Source organism: Bradyrhizobium sp. USDA 4541 (assembly GCF_024171085.1).
Classification (GTDB): Bacteria; Pseudomonadota; Alphaproteobacteria; order Rhizobiales; family Xanthobacteraceae; genus Bradyrhizobium; species Bradyrhizobium australafricanum.
Genome location: NZ_JALJZF010000001.1, coordinates 909504 through 930197 on the forward strand (window position 1 = coordinate 909504; position 20694 = coordinate 930197).

20 protein-coding genes are annotated in these 20694 nt (G+C 64.5%); 11 read left to right on the plus strand and 9 right to left on the minus strand.

Annotation, left to right across the window (positions count from 1 at the left end; translation table 11 throughout):
- The first annotated feature begins 70 nt into the window (after positions 1 to 70).
- The 7 genes from cyoA to J2R80_RS04380 are packed head-to-tail and all read left to right on the plus strand — an operon-like array spanning position 71 to position 6994.
- The gene (gene cyoA / locus J2R80_RS04350; protein WP_253638054.1) at positions 71 to 1237 is read left to right on the plus strand and encodes a ubiquinol oxidase subunit II; all 1167 of its coding nucleotides are present in this window, start codon (positions 71 to 73) and stop codon (positions 1235 to 1237) included.
- A gap of 10 nt (positions 1238 to 1247) precedes the next feature.
- Positions 1248 to 3251, plus strand: coding sequence for a cytochrome o ubiquinol oxidase subunit I (gene cyoB, locus J2R80_RS04355; protein ID WP_253638055.1), 2004 nt, complete (start codon positions 1248 to 1250; stop codon positions 3249 to 3251).
- Positions 3248 to 3880, plus strand: a complete 633-nt coding sequence (gene cyoC / locus J2R80_RS04360; RefSeq protein WP_057015511.1) for a cytochrome o ubiquinol oxidase subunit III — start codon at positions 3248 to 3250, stop codon at positions 3878 to 3880. Before cyoB ends, cyoC begins: the two co-directional genes overlap by 4 nt.
- Positions 3877 to 4278, plus strand: coding sequence for a cytochrome o ubiquinol oxidase subunit IV (cyoD, locus tag J2R80_RS04365; RefSeq protein WP_076824778.1), 402 nt, complete (start codon positions 3877 to 3879; stop codon positions 4276 to 4278). The genes cyoC and cyoD overlap by 4 nt, the downstream gene beginning before the upstream one ends.
- Positions 4279 to 4304: 26 nt before the next feature.
- A complete protein-coding gene (locus J2R80_RS04370; RefSeq protein ID WP_375162552.1) occupies positions 4305 to 5111 on the plus strand; it encodes an SURF1 family protein in 807 nt (268 codons plus the stop codon).
- Positions 5083 to 6468: an ATP-binding protein gene (locus J2R80_RS04375; RefSeq protein ID WP_253638057.1), complete on the plus strand. Its 1386-nt coding sequence runs from the start codon at positions 5083 to 5085 to the stop codon at positions 6466 to 6468. The genes J2R80_RS04370 and J2R80_RS04375 overlap by 29 nt, the downstream gene beginning before the upstream one ends.
- Positions 6458 to 6994, plus strand: a complete 537-nt coding sequence (locus J2R80_RS04380) for a response regulator transcription factor (RefSeq protein WP_057015515.1) — start codon at positions 6458 to 6460, stop codon at positions 6992 to 6994. The genes J2R80_RS04375 and J2R80_RS04380 overlap by 11 nt, the downstream gene beginning before the upstream one ends.
- Before the next feature lie 58 nt (positions 6995 to 7052).
- Here J2R80_RS04380 and J2R80_RS04385 read toward each other — a convergent pair whose 3' ends face one another.
- Positions 7053 to 7451: a nuclear transport factor 2 family protein gene (locus J2R80_RS04385; protein WP_253638058.1), complete on the minus strand. Its 399-nt coding sequence runs from the start codon at positions 7449 to 7451 to the stop codon at positions 7053 to 7055.
- 315 nt (positions 7452 to 7766) lie between these two features.
- Between J2R80_RS04385 and J2R80_RS04390 the strand changes: the two genes are divergently transcribed.
- Positions 7767 to 8060, plus strand: coding sequence for a hypothetical protein (locus J2R80_RS04390; protein WP_253638059.1), 294 nt, complete (start codon positions 7767 to 7769; stop codon positions 8058 to 8060).
- A gap of 335 nt (positions 8061 to 8395) precedes the next feature.
- Here J2R80_RS04390 and J2R80_RS04395 read toward each other — a convergent pair whose 3' ends face one another.
- From J2R80_RS04395 to J2R80_RS04420, 6 genes are all read right to left on the minus strand, one after another.
- Entirely contained in the window at positions 8396 to 8950 is a 555-nt protein-coding gene (locus J2R80_RS04395; RefSeq protein WP_156436051.1) for a hypothetical protein, read from the minus strand.
- Positions 8951 to 9261: 311 nt separating this feature from the next.
- Positions 9262 to 10068, minus strand: coding sequence for a CarD family transcriptional regulator (locus J2R80_RS04400; RefSeq protein ID WP_076824782.1), 807 nt, complete (start codon positions 10066 to 10068; stop codon positions 9262 to 9264).
- A gap of 411 nt (positions 10069 to 10479) precedes the next feature.
- Positions 10480 to 10818 carry a ferredoxin FdxA gene (gene fdxA / locus J2R80_RS04405; protein WP_057015519.1) on the minus strand — a complete coding sequence of 113 codons (339 nt, stop codon included), beginning with the start codon at positions 10816 to 10818 and terminating at the stop codon, positions 10480 to 10482.
- Positions 10819 to 10954: 136 nt separating this feature from the next.
- Positions 10955 to 11239: an RNA-binding S4 domain-containing protein gene (locus J2R80_RS04410; protein ID WP_076824784.1), complete on the minus strand. Its 285-nt coding sequence runs from the start codon at positions 11237 to 11239 to the stop codon at positions 10955 to 10957.
- Positions 11240 to 11269: 30 nt separating this feature from the next.
- Positions 11270 to 14785, minus strand: coding sequence for a helicase-related protein (locus J2R80_RS04415; protein WP_253638060.1), 3516 nt, complete (start codon positions 14783 to 14785; stop codon positions 11270 to 11272).
- 617 nt (positions 14786 to 15402) lie between these two features.
- Positions 15403 to 16233, minus strand: a complete 831-nt coding sequence (locus tag J2R80_RS04420; protein WP_076824790.1) for a DUF3108 domain-containing protein — start codon at positions 16231 to 16233, stop codon at positions 15403 to 15405.
- 354 nt (positions 16234 to 16587) lie between these two features.
- On the opposite strand from J2R80_RS04420, the gene rpmB reads away from it, so the two are divergent.
- Positions 16588 to 16896 (plus strand): 50S ribosomal protein L28, encoded by a 309-nt coding sequence (gene rpmB / locus J2R80_RS04425; protein ID WP_028341882.1) that lies wholly within the window; start codon positions 16588 to 16590, stop codon positions 16894 to 16896.
- A 214-nt stretch (positions 16897 to 17110) separates the two neighbouring features.
- On the opposite strand, the gene J2R80_RS04430 is transcribed toward rpmB, so the two are convergent.
- Positions 17111 to 17392, minus strand: a complete 282-nt coding sequence (locus tag J2R80_RS04430) for a hypothetical protein (RefSeq protein ID WP_253638061.1) — start codon at positions 17390 to 17392, stop codon at positions 17111 to 17113.
- A gap of 379 nt (positions 17393 to 17771) precedes the next feature.
- Here J2R80_RS04430 and J2R80_RS04435 point away from each other — a divergent pair, with 379 nt between their 5' ends.
- Both J2R80_RS04435 and J2R80_RS04440 read left to right on the plus strand, forming a co-directional pair.
- Positions 17772 to 17999 (plus strand): hypothetical protein, encoded by a 228-nt coding sequence (locus J2R80_RS04435; protein WP_028336196.1) that lies wholly within the window; start codon positions 17772 to 17774, stop codon positions 17997 to 17999.
- Between the two features lie 322 nt (positions 18000 to 18321).
- On the plus strand, positions 18322 to 19527 hold the full coding sequence (locus J2R80_RS04440) for an ABC transporter substrate-binding protein (protein ID WP_253638062.1): 1206 nt from the start codon (positions 18322 to 18324) through the stop codon (positions 19525 to 19527).
- 197 nt (positions 19528 to 19724) lie between these two features.
- On the opposite strand, the gene J2R80_RS04445 is transcribed toward J2R80_RS04440, so the two are convergent.
- Positions 19725 to 20687 carry an alpha/beta hydrolase gene (locus J2R80_RS04445; protein WP_253638063.1) on the minus strand — a complete coding sequence of 321 codons (963 nt, stop codon included), beginning with the start codon at positions 20685 to 20687 and terminating at the stop codon, positions 19725 to 19727.
- Positions 20688 to 20694: the final 7 nt, after the last annotated feature.

Sequence of the window (20694 nt, forward strand, 5' to 3'; positions counted from 1 at the left end):
GTCCAATGTGAACTTTGCTGCATCGCAGCTACCCCTTGGCGGAACTCATAAAATTCAAGTGGGGTGAGCCGTGCGCGCCTTGAAATTATTGGCCTTATTGCCGTTCGCGGCGCTCCTTGGCGGGTGCGATTTCGTCGTCCTGGCGCCTGCCGGCGACATCGCCGCCCAGCAGCGCGACCTCGTCGTCATCTCGACCGTGCTGATGCTCATCATCGTGCTTCCGGTGATGGCGCTGACCGTGTTCTTCGCCTGGCGCTACCGCCAGTCCAACACCGCGGCCCCCTACGAGCCGGAGTGGGATCACTCCACCCAGCTCGAGCTCGTGATCTGGTCGGCGCCGCTGCTGATCATCATCTGCCTGGGTGCGCTGACCTGGATGGGCACCCATCTGCTCGATCCCTACCGCTCGCTCGGCCGCATCGCCGCCGACAAGCCGATCGAGAGCAAGGACGCCCCGCTCAATGTCGAGGTGGTCGCGCTCGACTGGAAGTGGCTGTTCATCTACCCGGATTACGGCGTCGCCGCCGTCAACGAGCTCGCAGCTCCAGTCGACCGCCCGATCCGCTTCCGCATCACGGCGTCCTCCGTGATGAACTCGTTCTATATCCCCGCGCTTGCCGGCCAGATCTACGCCATGCCCGGCATGGAGACCAAGCTGCACGCGGTCGCCAACAAGGAAGGCACCTATCGCGGCTTCTCCGCCAACTACAGCGGCGCCGGCTTCTCCGGCATGCACTTCGACTTCAAGAGCCTGTCTGGCGCCGATTTCGACAAGTGGATCGCCACCGCCAAGGCGAGCAGCAACATGCTCGGCCGCACCGACTATCTGCAGCTCGAGCGTCCGAGCCAGAACGATCCGGTCCGGCTCTACCGCTCGGTCGACCGCGATCTCTACAAGGCGGTCCTCAACATGTGCGTCGAGCCCGGCAAGATGTGCATGAGCGAGATGATGGCGATCGACGCCAAGGGCGGCCTCGGCCGCGAAGGCTTCAACAACACGCTGCCGCTGACCTACGACAAATACGCCCGCCGCGGCGCGCCGCTCGGCTCTGAGCCGACCTTCGTCGCCGGCATCTGCTCGATGGACGAGATCAAGGACGCGCCGTCGCACGAGATCACCGCGCCGCTCGACCTGACGCCGCTGCGCGGCTTCGGGCTGAAGCGCCCGCCGTTCTCGCCCGCGCACCCCTCGTCGACATCCTTGCTGCTCGGTCAGCGTCCGAAATCAGAGTCCTGAGGAGGACCGCATGAATCCCGATCTCGTCAAGATGATCTTCGGTCGCCTCAATCTGGAGGCGCTGCCGATCCACGAGCCGATCCTGGTCGGCACCTTCGCGGTGGTGGCGACCGGCGGCCTCGCGCTGTTTGCGATCGTCACCTATTTCCGGCTCTGGACCTATCTGTGGCGCGAGTGGTTCACCACCGTGGACCACAAGCGCATCGGCATCATGTACATGATCCTCGGCATCGTGATGCTGCTGCGCGGCTTCGCGGACGCGCTGATGATGCGGCTGCAGCAGGCGATCGCCTTTGGCGGCTCCGACGGTTATCTGCCGGCCCATCATTACGACCAGATCTTCACCGCGCACGGCGTGATCATGATCTTCTTCGTGGCGATGCCGCTGGTCACCGGCCTGATGAACTATGTGGTGCCGCTGCAGATCGGTGCTCGCGACGTCTCCTTCCCGTTCCTCAACAATTTCAGCTTCTGGATGACGGTCGGCGGCGCCGTGCTGGTGATGATGTCGCTGTTCGTCGGCGAATTCGCCCGCACCGGCTGGCTCGCCTACCCGCCGCTGTCGAACATCGGCTACAGTCCCGATGTCGGCGTCGACTATTACATATGGGGACTACAGGTCGCCGGCGTCGGCACGACGCTATCGGGCATCAACCTGATCTGTACCATCGTCAAGCTGCGCGCGCCGGGCATGACGATGATGAAGATGCCGGTGTTCACCTGGACCTCGCTCTGCACCAACGTCCTGATCGTCGCCTCCTTCCCGGTACTGACGGCGGTGCTGGCGCTGCTGTCGCTCGACCGTTACGTCGGCACCAACTTCTTCACGAACGACTTCGGCGGCAACCCGATGATGTACGTGAACCTGATCTGGATCTGGGGCCACCCCGAGGTCTACATCCTGGTGCTGCCGGCGTTCGGCATCTTCTCCGAGGTGACCGCGACGTTCTCCGGCAAGCGGCTGTTCGGCTACACCTCGATGGTCTACGCCACCGTCGTCATCACCATCCTGTCCTACCTGGTCTGGCTGCACCACTTCTTCACGATGGGCTCCGGCGCCAGCGTGAACTCGTTCTTCGGCATCACCACCATGATCATCTCGATCCCGACGGGCGCGAAAATGTTCAACTGGCTGTTCACGATGTATCGCGGCCGCATCCGCTTCGAGCTGCCGATGATGTGGACGGTGGCATTCATGCTGACCTTCGTGATCGGCGGCATGACCGGCGTGCTGCTGGCGGTGCCGCCGGCCGATTTCGTGCTGCATAACAGCCTGTTCCTGATCGCGCATTTCCACAACGTGATCATCGGCGGCGTGCTGTTCGGCCTGTTCGCCGGCATCAACTACTGGTTCCCGAAGGCGTTCGGCTTCAGGCTCGATCCGTTCTGGGGCAAGCTGTCGTTCTGGTTCTGGGTCTCGGGCTTCTATTTCGCCTTCATGCCGCTCTACGTGCTCGGGCTGATGGGCGTGACCCGAAGGCTCCGCGTGTTCGACGATCCCTCCTTGCAGATCTGGTTCATCATTGCGGGCTTCGGCGCGTTCCTGATCCTGCTCGGCATCGTCGCGATGCTGGTGCAGTTCGCCGTCAGCATTCTGCGCCGCGAGCAGCTGAAGGACACCACCGGCGATCCCTGGAACGCGCGGACGCTGGAATGGGCGACCTCGTCGCCGCCGCCGGACTACAACTTCGCGTTCACGCCCGTGGTCTACGACAACGACGCCTGGTGGGACATGAAGCGCCGCGGCTACAAGCGCCCGCTGACCGGCTTCAAGCCGATCCACATGCCGTCCAACACCGGCACCGGCATCATCCTCGCCGGCCTCGCGACGGTAATGGGGTTCGGCCTGATCTGGTACATCTGGTGGCTCGCCGCCGTCAGCTTCGTTGCGCTGCTCGCGGTCGCGATCGGCCACACCTTCAACTATCACCGCGACTTCCACATCCAGGCGGATGAGGTGGTGCGGACTGAAGACGCGCGGACACGCGTGCTCGCCGCGGGAGCCCAGACATGAGCGTAGCAACAACCGTCTCCACCCAGGACTCCGAGCCGATCTTTCACGTTGTGGACGAGCACGATCATCCGGAAGGCGCCAGCACCATGCTGGGCTTCTGGATCTACCTGATGAGCGATTGCCTCATCTTCGCGATGCTCTTTGCGACCTATGGCGTGCTCGGCGGCAACTATGCCGCTGGCCCATCGCCGAAGGACCTGTTCGACCTCAAGCTGGTCGCGCTCAACACCACGATGCTGCTGCTCTCCTCGATCACCTATGGCTTCGCCATGCTGACGATGGAGAAATCGAGGATCGGCGCGACGCAAGCCTGGCTCGCCATCACCGGGCTGTTCGGCCTCGCCTTCCTCGGCATCGAGCTCACCGAGTTCGCGCATATGATCCACGAGGGCGCGACGCCCCAGCGCAGCGCCTTCCTGTCGTCATTCTTCACCCTGGTCGGCACCCACGGCCTGCACGTCACCTTCGGCCTCGTCTGGCTGGTGACGCTGATGGTGCAGACCGCGCGCTTCGGCCTCATCGAAGCCAACCGGCGCCGGCTGATGTGCCTCTCGATGTTCTGGCACTTCCTCGACGTGGTCTGGATCGGCGTCTTCACCTTCGTCTATCTCCTGGGAATGCTGCGATGACAACAAAAGCTCACGCCAAAGCTCATACGCTCGAAGCCAATGCCAGCCACGGACATGGCGATCACGGCGGCGCGGCTCACGGCTCGCTGCAGAGCTATCTGATCGGCTTCGGTCTCTCCGTCGTCCTCACCGCGGTGCCGTTCTGGCTGGTGATGACCGGCGCCATCGCCGACAAGCAGGTCACCGCGCTGATCGTGCTGGTGCTCGCCGCGGTGCAGATCGTCGTGCACATGGTGTACTTCCTGCACATGAACACGCGGTCCGAGAACGGCTGGACCATGATGGCGATGATCTTCACCGTCGTCATGGTGGTGATCGCGCTGACCGGCTCGCTGTGGGTCATGCATCATCTCAACATCAACATGATGCCGCTGCACGACATGAGCCAGATGCCGTGACGATGCGGTCTGCCAGACCCTCGCTGTTGCTGCTCACGCTCGGCATGCTGGGCGTGGTGCTGCTGAGCGCGCTCGGTATCTGGCAGATCGAACGCCGGACCTGGAAGCTGGCGCTGATCGAGCGGGTTGAGCAGCGCATGCATGCCGCGCCGGTCGCGCCGCCGCCCCCATCGTCATGGCCGGCGGTCACGGCCGCGAGCGATGAATACCGCCGCGTCACCCTACGCGGCACGTTCCTCAACGCCGACGAAACGCTGGTGCAGGCCGTCACGGCCGAAGGTCCCGGCTTCTGGGTACTGACCCCGCTGCAAGCCGCCGACGGAACCACCGTGCTGGTCAACCGCGGCTTTGTTCCCGCTGATAAGCGCGATCCCGCGACAGGGCGCGATGGCGAGCCGCAGGGCGCCGTCAGCGTCACCGGACTGCTGCGGATGTCGGAGCCGAAGGGCGGCTTCCTGCGCAGCAACGATGCTTCGGCCGGCCGCTGGTATTCCCGCGACGTTGCCGCCATCGCCGCCGCGCACGGACTGTCGCATGTAGCCCCCTTCTTCATCGATGCCGATGCGACGCCAAATCCGGGCGGCTACCCAATCGGCGGGCTCACTATCGTGCGGTTTCCGAACAACCACCTGATTTACGCGCTGACATGGTTCGCACTGGCCCTTATGCTGGCGGGCGCGCTCCTGCGCGTCATCAGCGGCAGGAGCCGCGCCGGCGCCTCCGATCCAAGGTGGGGTTCACGGCGCGCCGCCGTGCGCCGCTTGATCGGCGCAGCCCGCAATCTGTCTCGCGACACAGGCCCAGATGCTCGAGCGCACATCGGATCTGCATGACGACAAGGCCGCGACCGGCGCGGCGGTAACGCCGTCCGCCGCGGGCGCGGCCGCCGGCATGCCGTTCGACCTCGCAGCGCCCGCCGACATCGCGACCAATCGCAAGAACATGGCCCTCCTGGTCCAGCTGCGCTGGATCGCCGTGATCGGCCAGATCGCCACCATCGGCTTCGTGCAGTTCTGGATGGGCGTCGCGCTGCCGCTGCTGCCCTTGGCGGCCGTGATCTCCGGGCTGGTGGCGCTCAATGTCGTCAGCCTGCTGTGGCTGCGCTACCGCGCCGACATCAACAATCGCGAGCTGCTGGTCGCGCTGGCGCTCGACGTCGCGGCGCTGACCGCCCTGCTCTATCTCAGCGGCGGCGCCACCAACCCGTTCACCTCGCTCTATCTGCTGCAGGTGACGCTTGGCGCGGTGCTGCTCGACGCGCCCTCGACCTGGTCGCTGGTGGCGCTGGTCTGCATGAACTTCGCCTGGCTGACCAGCTATTACCGGCCGCTGGAGCTGCCGCAGCAAGGCTTCGCCGATGCCTTCAACCTCTATATCGCCGGCACCTTCATCGGCCTCGTGCTCGATGCCGTGCTGCTCGTGGTGTTCATGACCCGGATCAACCGCAATCTGCGCGATCGCGACCTGCGCCTCGCGGCGCTGCGCCAGCACGCCGCCGAGCAGGATCACATCGTCCGGATCGGCCTCCTGGCCTCCGGCGCCGCGCATGAGCTCGGCACGCCGCTCGCCTCGCTCTCGGTCATCCTCGGCGACTGGCGCCGGATGCCCGCGCTCGCCTCCGACCCTGAAATGTCGCAGGACCTCGGCGAGATGGAGATCTCGGTGCAGCGCTGCAAGTCGATCGTGACGGGCATCCTGCTCTCGGCGGGCGAAGCCCGCGGCGAAGGCTCCTCGCCGACCACGGTCACGGCGTTCCTGACGGCATTGGTGGAGGAATGGCGGACGACGCGGCCGTCGGCCACGCTGTATTTCCGCAACGTCTTCGGCGCTGATCTCGCGATCGTATCCGACATCGCGCTCAAGCAGGCGATCTTCAACGTGCTCGACAACGCCGCCGAGGTGTCGCGCGACTGGATCGAGCTGACCGCCGAGCGCAATGCCGACACGCTGGTGCTGTCGGTGACCGATCGCGGCCCGGGCTTCTCGCGCGAGATGCTGGCGCATATCGGCAAGCCGTATCAATCGACCAAGGGCAGCCCCGGCAGCGGCCTCGGCCTGTTCCTCGTGGTCAACGTGGTGCGCAAGCTGGGCGGCGTGGTGACGGCGCGCAACCGGCCGGACATCGGCGCCGCGGTCAGGCTCGAGCTGCCGCTCTCGACGCTCGCGATCGGAGACCATCTTGACGGATGAACGCCAGCTCCTGATCGTCGAGGACGATGCGGGTTTCGCCCGCACATTGAAGCGCTCGTTCGAGCGCCGCGGCTATGATGTGGCGGTGTCGGCCTCGCTCGACGAGGTCCGCCAGCTGCTCGAGCAGCAATCGCCCGGCTATGCGGTGGTCGACCTGAAGCTCGCCGGCGGTGCATCGGGCCTTGCCTGCGTCGAGGCGTTGCACACGCATGATCCTGAGATGCTGATCGTCGTGCTGACCGGCTTTGCCAGCATCGCGACGGCGGTCGAGGCGATCAAGCTCGGCGCCTGCCACTATCTGGCCAAGCCGTCAAACACCGACGACATCGAGGCCGCGTTCCTTAAAGCGCAGGGCAATGCCGCCATCGAGGTCGGTGCGCGGCCGACGTCGATCAAGACGCTGGAATGGGAGCGCATCCACCAGACCCTGATGGAGACCGACTTCAACATCTCGGAAGCCGCCCGCCGACTCGGCATGCACCGCCGGACATTGGCGCGCAAGCTCGAGAAGCAGCGGGTGAAGTAGGCGATAGAGGCGGATGACGCCGACGACATCCGCGCATGCGCGCCTGCCTCTTGCTTTGTCACGACATCGCGGCAACATCCGCCGCAGTGTCAATGTACTCCTGAAAGCGGACCGCCTTCCCGTCACGGTACTTGAAAACGTGGGCCCATTCGTTCGTTACAGTCTTGCCTGTTTTCTTTGCCCGCGCCGTGAGTGTACCCAGGACCACGACGGTGTCGCCCTGCTCAATCATCTCACGCGGCGCGAACTCGCTGAATTCCAGATTCTCGCCAACCTGGACGAAGAAGTTTGCAATCTGCTGCTTTCCCTTGAAGGTCCCGGCCCAAGGCAGTTTGTCCTGGGGACCCGGGGTTATCCACGTGCAGTCGTCATCGATCAGATCCCTCATGAGCGTCGGAATGTCACCACGTTGAAAGGCCTCATAACCCTTCCTGGTTGCCTCAACATTGGATGCCATCGAATTTCTCCTCGCTGCAAATTGATGGGGTCAGTTTAATGTCGATCAAATAACGGCAGGGCGGTCAGCATAGCACGCCGCGCTCCGGTTGCCGTCGTCATCCATGAAGCAAGACAAGACGATACTGGTCAGGATCGTTTACGTAGCTTCGAGCGTCATTGCGGCTCGCTTCGCTGCCAGTGTAAAGCGACGGCATGAGTAATGCCGACAAGCTCTTCCAACCCGACCCTGACAATGCCGACCATGCGGCCATGATCGCGGCGGCGATCCGCTGCATCGACGATTGACCGCTTCAACGCTCGCGATCTCGCCGGCATGGACGCGCTGCTGCACTTCCCGCACGTCATCCTATCCGGCGAGCAGCTCGTGATCTGGGATGGCCCGGGCCAGCTGCCGCCGTCGTTCTTCAACGATCTGGCGCGCACCACGGGATGGACGAAGAGCACCTATCAGTGCAAGGAGCCGGTGCTGGTCGGGCCGCGCAAGGTGCATCTGCTGGTCGAATACAGCCGCGACCGCGCCGACGGATCGATTGCCAGCCGTCACCGCAATCTATGGATCGTGACCTCCGAGAACCGCCGCTGGGGCATCAAGCAGCGCTCGTATTGAGCACGCGGCGCGGCAGCATCAACGGCGTAGCCGACGGGCTACCGCCGAGCCAGGAAGACCCCCAGCAAGAATGCAACGGCCAGCGATTGAAGCGGAGCCGCCCTGGTCGCTTCACTCAAGTGATGCAGCCACCGATCTTGTTCCGGCAAAGGTTCGAATACGCCGCGCTCAGCCATCTGACGGATCGCCTCTGACGCCTGCTCTATGCGTTGTTCAGGACTGGCAGTTGAAGCAATGGAGTTTTCGTTAGCCATCAGACGAACGGGCCTTCTGTATCAGCACTAACGTCCCTCGATTGCGGACTGTTCCTCGGCTCCTTCACTAAAGCGATGCGCTCAGTCATTCCTGAAGAAATTCGCGAACGGACGCGGCGGGGAGTCATCGTCTTCAGACGCCATGATCGGCACTTCGTGGCGTCGCGCCTGCTCCAAGAGCACCGGAGCTTCGCGGCGTTGCTCGCCTTGTTCGATGCGCCGCTGTTGACGCCTCGCCTGCTCGGTCGCGACGCGCTTCGCCTTGCGTTCGGCGTAGCGCTTACGCCGCTCCTTTTCTGCAATGTCAGATTTTCTCGTGTCCACCACGTCCGCCTGCTTCTCGACAGGCGCTTGTACGTCCTTGACCGGCTCCAGTGGCGGCTGCGGCGGTGAGGCTGCGTCTGGCGTGGCGGGCTCTCGTTGGGTGGCAGGCTGCGGTGGCTGCGCAGCTTCTGCCGTGGATGGCAGGATAACGCGCGCTGGTTCCGCGGGCGCTGGCGAAGAGACGCGCGCGGGGGCGCCGGCAGAATCCTTAAGCGCCGAATTCGCCATGAACAGTCCACCACCGAACCCAGCGCCTAGGATAATAAAAGTTGTTCCAACGCCTGCGAAAAAAATGCCTGCCTTTGATGTCATGGTCCGCTCTCCTCACTGGCGAGCGAACGCGCGAAAGTTACCGGCGTTCCGTTTCGGGATAAGTCGGCAACGTGTGCCGCTGGTCCAAGAGTCCAGCGGCGCGGACAGTTTGGAATATCGATCTGCCCGGGCGAAGATCGCGGTCGAGGGGCTGCAACTTGCGGAGAGCCTGCACCCTCACCCGGATTGCATTTGCCATGCAATCCGACCTCTCCCACAAGGGGAGAGGTAAGCGTGCCCCACGGACACGCCGCCAAAGCAAAAAGCCCGGTCTTGCGACCGGGCTTTTGTTTTCAATCCGTCGAACCCTTTCAGGCGGCTTCGTCCTCGACGGCGGTATCGTCGCCATCGGTATCGGCATCCTCGCCGTCGGCATCACCCTCGCCTTCACCCTCGGCTTCTGCCTTGGCGCCGCGGCGCGGGCTCTTGGCGAGCTGGCCTTCGATCTCCTTGATCGCCTCGGTCTCGGTCGAGTGCTGCACGACCGCGATCTCGCGCGACAGGCGGTCGAGCGCCGCTTCATAGAGCTGGCGTTCGCTATAGGACTGCTCGGGCTGCGATTCCGAACGATAGAGGTCGCGGACCACCTCGGCGATCGCGACGATGTCGCCCGAGTTGATCTTCGCTTCATATTCCTGGGCGCGGCGCGACCACATGGTGCGCTTGACGCGGGCACGGCCCTTCAGCGTCTCCAGCGCCTTCTTGACCAGCGCCGGCTCCGACAACTTGCGCATGCCGACATTGGCGACCTTCGCCGTCGGGACGCGAAGCGTCATCTTGTCCTTCATGAAATTGATCACGAACAGCTCGAGCTTGGCGCCCGCGATCTCCTGCTCCTCGATCGCCAGGATCTGGCCGACGCCGTGAGCGGGATAGACCACGAATTCATTGGCCTTGAAGCCCTGACGCTGCGTCACGACCTTCTTCGGCTCCTCGATGCGCGGCGCGGCGGCCGGCTTGGCGGCAGCCTTCGGAGCAGCGGCGGGGACGGCAGCCTTCGGGGCGGCCGGCTTCGGCGCAGCAGCCGTCTTGGTCGCGGCAGGCTTGGGGGCGGCCTTGGCAGCAGCGGGCTTCGCAGCTGCCGCTTTCGCGGCAGTCTTGGCAGTCTTTTCTGGCATCACGCTTCTTTTGTTCTTTGAGGACTTTGCAGCCGCCGCCTTCTTGGCCCCCTTCACGGACGCCTTGGCACGGCCCTTGGTTGCGCTGCGAGCAACGACAGCGGCTTTTTTCGTCGTCTTTGAAGCACTCTTTTTACGCGTTTTCTGTGACACAGCCTGCGCGCGGAAACTGCCACGCCCCTGTTCGAGTTTGCGGGAACCTCGAAGCCACAAGGTACGCATGGCAGGGGGTTCTTGGCCTGTAATGTGTCAGATATAGCACATTTTCCGCAAAAATCAATGGTTTACGCCCGATTCCGGGCATAACAGGGGCCGTTCAGGTCATATGTCCGTCATTAGGGTTAAATCGGCGGCCGAACGGAGGGCCGCGGCGGACCAGAGTCCGACCTTACCACGGTATTCCCTGGCGAATCAGTCGCCGCTGCCGGGATTCGGAGAAAAATATTTATCGAACTTGCCTTCCTTGCCTTCCCACTCCTTGGCGTCTTCCGGCGAGTCCTTCTTCTGGGTGATGTTCGGCCAGCTCTTGGCGTAGTCGCGGTTGACCTCGAGCCACTTTTCCAGGCCCGGCTCGGTGTCCGGCTTGATGGCGTCCGCCGGGCATTCCGGCTCGCACACGCCGCAATCGATGCATTCGTCGGGATGGATGACCAGCATGTTCTCGCCCTCGTAGAAGCAATCGACGGGGCAGACCTCGACGCAGTCGGTATATTTGCACTTGATGCAGGCTTCAGTGACGACGTAGGTCATCCAAAACTCCGGAACGATCGATTTTTCTGGGGTTGCGTAGCGCAGGAATACCGGGGCCGCAAGGGAAGCGGCCCTCGAAAAACGCCCGTATTCTCACGCTCCTGCCACCCAAATTGAGATAGCAAGCGCTAGATAACTACTCCTTACCGGCCTGCAAATTGCCAGCCTGCAAATCCTCGTACAGCACCCGCGCCGAGCTGGCATCGCCGCGCCGCTCGGCAAAGCCGATCACCTTGAGCACGCGGACGCTGTTGTCGAGCGCGACGGTGACGACGTCGCCCGCCTTCACCGCATGGCCCGGCGATTTCTCACGCGCGCCGTTGATCCGGACATGCCCCGATACGACGAGTTCAGCGGCACTGGTGCGGGCCTTCACCAGGCGCGCATGCCACAGCCATTTGTCGAGGCGCTGTCGATCCAAACTAGACCAAGCGTTAAACCAAGGGTTGGACTATTCCTTCCGGCCTGCGAGCTGCTCTTTCAGGGCAGCGAGCTTGGCGAATGGCGAATTCGGATCGATCGGCCGGTCGCGCTCGCGCGGCGCGCTCGAGGCGTAGGGCCGATGCGACGGGCCGCCCTCGCGCTTGTCGCGGCCGCCCTTGCCGAAATCGCGGCCGCCGCGGTCACGATCGCCGCGCTCGCCCTTGCGGTCGCCGCCAAACTTGTTGTCGCGGCGACGCTCATTGTCGCGATCGCGACCCTTGCCTTCGAAGCGTTCGCGGCGCTGGCCCTTGTCGTCCCTGTTGTCGCGGGCCTGCGCGCCCTCGGCGGGCGCCGCAGCCGGATCCGCGGGCGCGCCTGGACGCGGCGCGCGGAAATCCTGGTGACGGCGCGGACGGCGATGCTGTTCGCGCTTGCTGTCGCCCTCGCCGCCGCCTTCAGCGGCCTGCGCGCCCTCGGCGGGCTTGCCCTGGTGACGGCCGCGGTTGCGATCGTGGCCGCGATGATGCGGACGGCGCTCGTCGGAGCGGCCGCCGGGACGCCAGACTTCGACCAGCTGCGGCTCGGCCGGCGTCTCCGCGGCGGCGGCTTCAGCCGGTGCTGCCTCGGCACTCGCGGTCTCCGCGGCCGCCTCAGTGGCGGTCTCGGAGGGTGTCTCTGCAGTGGCTTCCACGGCAGGCGCGGGCTCGGATACTTCCGAAGCGGGCGCCTCAGCAGCGGGCTCTTCGGCGACCGCGGCGGGCTCCGCGGCAACTTCTGCCACGGGCTCGGGCTTGGTCTCGACGACGACCGGCGTAGCCTCGCTGGACACCACCTCGGCAAAGCCGACATCGGGCAGCAGCGCGGCCGACGGTGCGGGATCGCCCGACACCGGCTGATCCGTGGCAGCCTCGGGCGCTTCGGCCACAACCTCGGCGGTGGCACCGACCGGCGCATCCACGGCGGCCTCAGAGGTGACCTCGACCGGCGGCGTCTCGGCGGCGACCGTCTCGGTGGTCCCGGCCATGGTCTCGGCGACGGCCTCCGTGGCCTCGGCCGGCGCGGCCTCGACGGGCTTCGGCGGCAGCGGCGGACGGCGGTCCATGCGGTAGCCGAGCGCGCGCAGGATCGAGGCAAAATCCTCGCCTGCGGAGCCGGTCAGCGAGGTCATCGCCTGCGTCACGACAAAGCCGCGGCCGTCGAACGCACCCGCAGGCTTCTCGCCCGGCGAGGTCTCGCGCCAGGCCAAAGCGGGGCGGATCAGGTCGGCGAGCCGCTCCAGGATGTCGACGCGCACCGCGCGCTCGCCGCACTGGCGATAGCCGAGTACGCGATAGGCATCGCGCGGCAACGCCTTGTCGACCGGGAACGAGGTGCGGCCGCTGGAGGCGAGATGCTGCACATTCGACAGCGCCGCCATGTCGGCGTTGCTCTGCTTCTCGGCCCACAACAGCGAGGCCAGCGAGCGCGCCGCGGGCTTCAAGAGCTGCGGGAAATAGATGTGGTAGGCGCCGAACCGCACGCCGTATTTGCGCAGGGCCGCGCGCGAGGGTTGGTCGAGATCCTTCATCTCGGCCGCGATCTTCGCGCGTTCGAGCACGCCGAGCGCCTCGACCAGCTGGAAGGCGATGCCGCGGGCGATGCCCTGCAGATCCTCGGCCTTGGACAGTTCGAACAGCGGCCCGAGCAGCTTTTCGATATGCGTCTTGAGCCAGAGGTCGAGCCGGGTCTGCACCGCTTCGCGCGAGGCGCCGGTCAGCCGCTCGTCGGAGATGATGCGCAGCCGCGGATGCAGCGCGTCCTCGGCGGCCACCAGCTTGGCGACCGCATCGCCGGTCCAGCGGATGGTGCCGTCGGAGGTCAGCACGAACTGCTCGTCGGGGGCGGCGCCCAGCTTCTCGGCGCGCGCATCGATCTCGCGCGCCAGCACTTGCTGGGCGGCGGCTTGCAGCGCCTTGGCGTCGCTGCCGGCCTCGGCCGCATCAGGTGCGAAGGTGAAACCATCGAGCCGGCCGATCACGTGGCCTTCCACGATCACTTCACCGGTCTTGCCAATTTCCGTATTCAAAACTGAGTTCTCCCGCAGGCGGCGCATCAATACACTGGTCCGCCTGTCAACGAAACGCTCCGTGAGCCGTTCATGCAGCGCATCGGATAATTTATTTTCGAGCTCGCGCGTGATCCCCTGCCAGTGGTCCGGGTCGTAGAGCCAGTCCGGCCGGTTGGCAACAAAGGTCCAGGTCCTGATCTGCGCGATCCGGCCCGATAGCGTGTCGATATCGCCGTCGGTCCGGTTGGCCTGGTCGACCTGGGCGGCAAACCATGCGTCAGGGATACGCCCCTTTTGCATCAGGAAGCCATACAGCGTGGTCACGAGTTCGGCATGGGCGGCCGGCGACAGCTTCCGGTAGTCCGGAACCTGGCAGGCCTCCCACAGCCGCTCCACCGCGGCCGCCCCATGCGCGAGGTCGCGCACCTCGGCGTCGCGCGCGACATGCTCGAGCACGCGCAAATCCTCGGCCACCGGGGCCCGCGTCAGTGCCTCATGATTGGGCGACAGCGCCAGCGACACCTGCAACGCGCCGAGCGAGGCGAAGTCCAACTTCGCGTTGCGCCATTGCAGCACCTTGACGGCATCGAAGGTGTGGTTCTGCAGCGCGTTGACGAGCTCCGGCTCGAACGGCGCGCAGCGCCCGGTGGTGCCGAAGGTGCCGTTGCGCGTTGCGCGGCCGGCGCGGCCGGCGATCTGCGCGAATTCGGCCGGCGTCAGGCGGCGGAACTGATAGCCGTCATACTTGCGGTCGGAAGCGAAGGCGACGTGATCGACGTCGAGATTGAGCCCCATGCCGACCGCGTCGGTGGCGACGAGGTAGTCGACGTCGCCGTTCTGGAACATCGCGACCTGCGCATTGCGCGTGCGTGGCGACAGGGAGCCAAGCACCACCGCCGCGCCGCCATGCTGACGGCGGATCAATTCGGCGATCGCGTAGACTTCGTCGGCGGAGAACGCGACGATCGCCGTTCTGCGCGGCTGCCGCGTGATCTTGCGGTCGCCGGCGAATTCGAGCTGCGACAGCCGCGGCCGCGTAATGATCGAGGCACCCGGCAGCAGCCGCTCGATCATCGGCCGCATCGTCGCCGCGCCGAGCAGCAGCGTCTCGTCGCGGCCGCGGCGATTGAGGATGCGATCGGTGAACACATGCCCGCGCTCGAGATCGGCCGCGATCTGGATCTCGTCGACCGCGAGAAACGACACATCGAGATCGCGCGGCATCGCCTCGACGGTCGAGACCCAGAAGCGCGGCGCCTTCGGCTTGATCTTCTCCTCGCCCGTGACCAGCGCGACATTATCGACGCCGGCACGATCCGCGATCTTGTTGTAGACCTCGCGCGCCAAGAGCCGCAGCGGCAGCCCGATCAGGCCCGACGAATGCGCCAGCATGCGCTCGATGGCCAGATGCGTCTTGCCGGTGTTGGTCGGCCCGAGCACCGCGGTGACGCCTGCACCGGGCACGCGGTCATTTCCGAACGAAGTTGAGAAAGCCATATTTTGCAGGTGTTTCTTGAATTGTTGGGGCGCTCTCTGATCCGTCATCCCCGGTACAACGGCGAATTCGCCGTTGTACCTATGAGCAGCGCGTCAGCGCGTCTCGAAGGATGCACGGCCGAGATCGACCCGTTTGCGGCGATCTTGATGAGACAGCAGGGCCGTCGCCCTTCGAGAGGGCCGCTGCACGGCCTCCTCAGGGTGACGGTGAGGGATTGACGCTCTGGTCTTCACTCCTTCACGCGTCCTTTTCACAAAATCTGTCTCACAATGCGACGCTTTCCGCGCCTACCTTAAGCTCTGGAACGACTCTAGAACGAATCGCGGCCGAATCGCTGACTCCATTCCGGGCTCGAAACGTTCACCGCAACATCTCGGGCAGGCTGACGACGGCGGCACTAGATCAAGTTTGAAGGGGCTCCACAAGCACAGGATATGCGGACTGAATTCCTTAAGTTCCAGGGGTGGCCGAGTCGAATCAGAAGCGGACAAGAGTCAACTGGATTCCGGTGACATTTGTTGTTGGTCCGCGCCTACCTCTGTCTGTCATTCCGGGGCGCGCGTAGCGCGAACCCGGAATCTCGAGATTCCGGGTTCGCGCTACGCGCCGGTGCGACTTACTGCGTCTTCGCCACGCGCGGCGGCGCGGCTGTGGTGACGAACGAGGTGGCTTCCAGCATGGCCTGGCCGAGCGGGGTCGGGATCGTCATGCGGAACGGCACCAGCAGGCGGGTGCCGGCGATCGGCACGAAGGCGATCTCGATGTTGCGCTGGGCGGCGAGATATTTGATCACCGGGCGATCCGGGATGTAGCCCGAGATCGGCACGAAATAGAGCGCGCAGACCAGCGCCGGGCCATGATAGCCGCGCTCGGCCTTGACGATCTCGACCCGCTTGAAATCGAGTTTGAGGTCGTAACGCATGCGGCCGTCAAAGATGCCGGCGCCGCTGCGGCAAATATCCGGGCTCATCAATTCGGCATTGCCGGGCGCGCGCAGGAACGAGCCGGTCATCGGATCGAACACGTTCTTCTTCTGCGCATCGGTCACCGGCAGGCGGTCGGGATCGACCGGCGGCTCCGGCTCGATCGCGGATTCCTTGATGCCGCCATTGGCCAGCACCATCCGGATCGTCTCCGACTTCTTCGAGGTGGTGGTGGTCGCGGTGTAGGAGGTGGCGGCCAGCGCGCCGTTGACGACGCGGCCCTGCGAGGCGCCCGCGCCAGAGCCGCCGGAAAACGCTTTCAGAAGGCCCGCGGTGCCGCCCTGGGCCGAGGCCGAGAAGCTGTCGTCGCCGACTTCGATGGTCCAGCTGCCCTTGCCGACCGGGATACCGGCCAGGGTCGCCTCATACTGGGCGTCGAGCCGCCCCTGCGCGCTGGCGCGCTCGGCGCAGAACAGCAGCAATGCGCCCGCGCACAGGCCGAGCAGCCGGCCGAGCGGGGGCAAAATGGCAATGGCGGTGGTCACTTAACCTACCTGACGGTCCTGCTATCGGCGCTCTATCCATTGTCCATTTCGGCGTTCAATTCGGCCGGACAACAAGGCGCATCTTGTATGGAACCTAGACTTGCAGCCGAATACGCCCTTTATATGGTTGCCATATCCGCCGTTAAGTGGCTGGAAGACCTTATGAACCGGCAATTCCGGTGCCCCGCATGCGGCGATATAATCTTGACGCCCGGGTATTCTCCCCCTATACACCCGCGGTTCCTGGAAAATGGACGCGAATTCAAAACCCCCGCGCGGGCCGTGTGATTGCACGCCCTTCGAGCGGCGGGGATGCAATAAGGATTTTGTAAGATGTCCCGGCGCTGCGAACTGACGGCCAAGGGCCCCCAGACGGGCCACAAGGTGAGCCACTCGAACATCAAGACCAAGCGGCGCTTCCTGCCGAACCTGGCCAACATCACCTTCATCTCCGAAGCGCTCGGCCGCAACGTGCGCCTGCGCGTCTCGACCAACGCGCTGAAGAGCGTCGACCATAACGGCGGCCTCGACGCCTATCTGCTCAAGGCCAAGGCCGACGTGCTCTCGCCCCGCGCCCTCGACCTGAAGCGCGCGATCGAGAAGAAGGTCGGCAAGCCGGCACCGGTGAAGAAGGCGAGCTGAGCGAGACTGCGGGAGCGGAATTCGCGGGAAGAGAGATTTGAACGGCCGGGTCGGATGACCCGGCCGTTTTTGCTTGGCCAACAAACTGGCTACCGAGATGGTCGCTCTGGTTGCATGCGTCGCACATTCATGCGTGAACGCTGGACCAATTTCGGAAGGGGACACGCGGGCTCTCGTGTCAAGCGACGCATCAGTGCATTTCGTCGACTTGGTATCAAAGCAATAGAATTGAAATGAGACCGCGATCGAGGCGCGATGGCGAAGTAGAATCTTCTTTGCGCAATGACGACCGAAGTAAAATCATCCATTGCTCTGCGTAAGGAGAGATGGATTGCTTCGTCGCTTCGCCAAGGCTTCGGCGGACAAGTCGTCGCTTCGCTTCTCGCAATGACGGCGTCACCATGGGTTGCGACAGTTCGCTGACAGCTGCTGCCAATGACAGCGGTGTCATCTCCTCCATCACGCGCACATCACACGAATCTTCTGCTTGATCCATCGAGAGCGCGTGAAGAAACGCTTAACGCGCGCGCCCCGACCCACAAAGAAAGACTATAAATAAAGGCAAAAGCGGCTTCTCGCGTGGGCTTGTCGCGCCGCAGCCTTGGCGAAGGCGGACGTTAATCACAACCTCACGCGATCAATCACGAGCGCATGAGGCGCATGCAAAACGCCACGATCTCTTCCAGATATTAGTGTGCAAACAAGCCGTCCGACACGAATGCGATTCGACGCGGTACGCCGCATCGTCTCGAAGACCGTGAGAGACATCACGGCCAGCACAACTGATTGTGAGGCATGTGCGCCGCACTCTTGGGAAGAAGCCTGGCCGTTCCTATGTCACGTCCAAAGAACGACCCCGATAAAGGAATTGCTCGATGCAAGTTCGCGCAGCCGATCCGCGCGGAAGACTGGTGCCTGCGATCGCAACCGCCGCCGTGGCGGTGCTCGCCACGGCCGCCCTCGTCATCCTCGAATTCAACCCGCCCCGCAATGTGCAGGCCGCGGCCGAGCCCGGCATGATCACCTCTGCCGCCGCCAGCAGAGCCGGCGCCACCGTGCTGCCGACCGATCCGGTCACCACCGGCAGCGTGCGGGTGCGCTAGAAGTTATTCCCTCGCCCCGCTCTTGCGGGGAGAGGGTTAAGGTGAGGGGCTTCTCTCCACACGTTAGGTCGCCGTTAGACCTGTACTCCCTCACCCGGATCGCATTGCGCTACGCTGCATGCGATCCGACCTCTCGCCGCAAGCGGGGCGAGGTTAAGGAAGCGGCATTCCGCTCCACGGCAGGCCACCGCACATTGGCCGATTTGGCCACCCCGCCGCATTTTCGCATCCCTGCCCCGGCGTCTCACCACAAGCCCAACGTGCGGCCGCTCACGTAAGCTCTCCCTCGCGAACAAAACAAAAAGCCACAGGGAGGCTCACGATGATCTGGAAGGCCATTGCGGCAACAGTCGCGCTTGCGCTCGCGACACAGGTTCACGCCGCCGAAAAGAAATATGGCACGGGCGCCAGCGACACCGAGATCAAACTCGGACAGACCTCGCCATTCTCCGGCGCGGCGTCGGCCTACAGCGTGATCGCGAAGACGCAGGCCGCCTACTTCAGGATGATCAACGACCAGGGCGGCGTGAACGGGCGCAAGATCAACCTGATCACGCTCGACGACGGCTACTCGCCGCCGAAGACGGTGGAGCAGACGCGCAAGCTGGTGGAGCAGGAGGAGGTCGCCGCGATCCTCAATCCGCTGGGCACGCCGACCGGCCTGGCCGTGCGCAAATATCTCAACGACAAGAAGGTGCCGCAGCTGTTCGTCGGCGCCGGCGCCACGCTGTGGGGCGACTACGCGCATTATCCGTGGACGATCGGCTTCCAGCCGTCGTACCAGGCCGAGACCGCGGTCTACGCCAAGTATGTCCTGACCAACAAGCCGGACGCCAAGATCGCGCTGTTCTACCAGAACGACGACGCCGGCAAGGATTACGGCAACGGCTTCAAGAAGGGGCTCGGGCCGGAGAACACCGCGAAGATGGTGGTGGCGGAAACGACCTATGAATCGACCGATCCGACGGTCGACAGCCAGATCGTGAAGCTGAAATCATCCGGCGCCAACGTGCTGTTCATGCACGCGATCCCCAAGCAGGCGGCGCAGGCGATCAAGAAGATCGGCGAGATCGGCTGGAAGCCCGACCTGTTCTTCCTCGCGGCGACCTCGACCTCGGTGTCCTCGGTGCTGAAGCCGGCCGGCTTCGAATATTCCAGGGACATCATCTCGTCCTACTCGCTGAAGGATCCGAACGATCCGCAGTGGAAGTCGGATCCGGACGTGATCGCCTGGCAGGACTTCATGAAGAAGTATTTTCCGGACGGCAATCTGCAGGACCAGCTGATCGTCTACGGCTATGTGGTGGCGGAGGCGACGGTGCAGGTGCTGAAGCAGTGCGGCGACGACCTCACCCATGAGAACATCATGAAGCAGGCCGCCAATCTCGACGTCGCGCTGCCGATGTTCCTGCCCGGCATCAAGGTGAAGACCTCGCCGACCGACTACTTCCCGGTCGAAGCGATGCGGCTGCAGAAGTTCAACGGCGAGACCTGGCAGCTGTTCGGCGACACGATCGGGAACGATTGAGGGGGTTAAACGCAAATCCATCCACGTCGTCGTCCCGGCGAAGGCCGGGACCCATTACCCCGACTGGATGGAGTGGCGCGACGCTGGGGCCGCAGCCCGCTGCAACAACAGGCTGCGGTGGTTATGGGTCCCGGCCTCCGCCGGGACGACGAGGAGGTTAGAGTCCGTTCGCAAACAAAGGCCGGGACGACGGGAGCTTAGACGCCCCGCTCCAGCAACGCCCGAAAATCCGCCCGCGCGCGCTGCGCCTCGGCGCGTGCGGCCTCCGAGGCGTCGCCGAGACCAAAATAGCCGTGAATCAGCCCCTCGCCGGAATGATAGGTCACCGGCACGCCGGCCGCCTGCAACGCCTCGGCGTAGGCATGGCCCTCGTCGCGCAGCGGGTCGAACCAGGCTGTGGTGACCACCGCCGGTGCCACACCCGCAAGGCTCTTCGCGCGCAGCGGCGAGACGCGCCAGTCGGCGCCCTCGGCCTTGTCGGCGAGATAGTGCCCGCAGAACCACTGCATCGTCGCACGGGTCAGGAAGTAGCCGTCCGCATTCTCGGCGCGTGACGGAAATTTGGCGTTCTCGGCCGCGTCGGCAAAATTGCCGACCACATCGGTGACGGGATAGACCAGCAATTGCCCGGCGAGCCTGATGCCGGCGTCGCGGCAGGCGAGCGCTGACGTGGCGGCGAGATTGCCGCCGGCGGAATCGCCGGCGACGCCGACGCGGGAAAGGTCGCCGCCGAATTCGTCGATCCGCGCGACCACGTCGCGGATCGCGGCGAACGCATCCTCGAACGCGCCGGGAAAGCGGGTTTCCGGCGGGCGGCGGTAATCGACCGAGATCACGACAGCGCCGGTGTCGATCACGAGGTTGCGGGCCTGGCGATCATGCGTCTCGAGATCGCCGGCGACCCAGCCGCCGCCGTGGAAGAAGATCACGGTCGGCGCCGTGCCACGGCCGTTGCGATAGAGCCGCGCGCCGAGCTTGCCGGCGGCGCCAGCGACCTCGATATCGCGTGCCACGTCGACCGGCGGCGGCGGCACCGCCTTGCGCACCTCCGCCAGCGCCCGGAGCGAATCGCGACAGCTCTGCGGCGTCATGGTTTCGGGATCGCGCAGCGGCAGCAGCGGGATGATCTTCTCAATGACGGGATCGAGCGGAAGCGGCATGGGAGTC

Excerpts from the sequence above, each read along its gene's own strand:
- cyoB (WP_253638055.1), top strand. The coding sequence starts at position 1,248 with ATGAATCCCGATCTCGTCAAGATGATCTTCGGTCGCCTCAATCTGGAG.
- cyoC (WP_057015511.1), top strand. The coding sequence starts at position 3,248 with ATGAGCGTAGCAACAACCGTCTCCACCCAGGACTCCGAGCCGATCTTT.
- cyoD (WP_076824778.1), top strand. The coding sequence starts at position 3,877 with ATGACAACAAAAGCTCACGCCAAAGCTCATACGCTCGAAGCCAATGCC.
- J2R80_RS04375 (WP_253638057.1), top strand. The coding sequence starts at position 5,083 with ATGCTCGAGCGCACATCGGATCTGCATGACGACAAGGCCGCGACCGGC.
- J2R80_RS04385 (WP_253638058.1), bottom strand. The coding sequence starts at position 7,451 with ATGGCATCCAATGTTGAGGCAACCAGGAAGGGTTATGAGGCCTTTCAA.
- J2R80_RS04390 (WP_253638059.1), top strand. The coding sequence starts at position 7,767 with ATGGACGCGCTGCTGCACTTCCCGCACGTCATCCTATCCGGCGAGCAG.
- J2R80_RS04395 (WP_156436051.1), bottom strand. The coding sequence starts at position 8,950 with ATGACATCAAAGGCAGGCATTTTTTTCGCAGGCGTTGGAACAACTTTT.
- J2R80_RS04400 (WP_076824782.1), bottom strand. The coding sequence starts at position 10,068 with ATGCCAGAAAAGACTGCCAAGACTGCCGCGAAAGCGGCAGCTGCGAAG.
- fdxA (WP_057015519.1), bottom strand. The coding sequence starts at position 10,818 with ATGACCTACGTCGTCACTGAAGCCTGCATCAAGTGCAAATATACCGAC.
- J2R80_RS04415 (WP_253638060.1), bottom strand. The coding sequence starts at position 14,785 with ATGGCTTTCTCAACTTCGTTCGGAAATGACCGCGTGCCCGGTGCAGGC.
- rpmB (WP_028341882.1), top strand. The coding sequence starts at position 16,588 with ATGTCCCGGCGCTGCGAACTGACGGCCAAGGGCCCCCAGACGGGCCAC.
- J2R80_RS04430 (WP_253638061.1), bottom strand. The coding sequence starts at position 17,392 with ATGGATCAAGCAGAAGATTCGTGTGATGTGCGCGTGATGGAGGAGATG.
- J2R80_RS04435 (WP_028336196.1), top strand. The coding sequence starts at position 17,772 with ATGCAAGTTCGCGCAGCCGATCCGCGCGGAAGACTGGTGCCTGCGATC.
- J2R80_RS04440 (WP_253638062.1), top strand. The coding sequence starts at position 18,322 with ATGATCTGGAAGGCCATTGCGGCAACAGTCGCGCTTGCGCTCGCGACA.
- J2R80_RS04445 (WP_253638063.1), bottom strand. The coding sequence starts at position 20,687 with ATGCCGCTTCCGCTCGATCCCGTCATTGAGAAGATCATCCCGCTGCTG.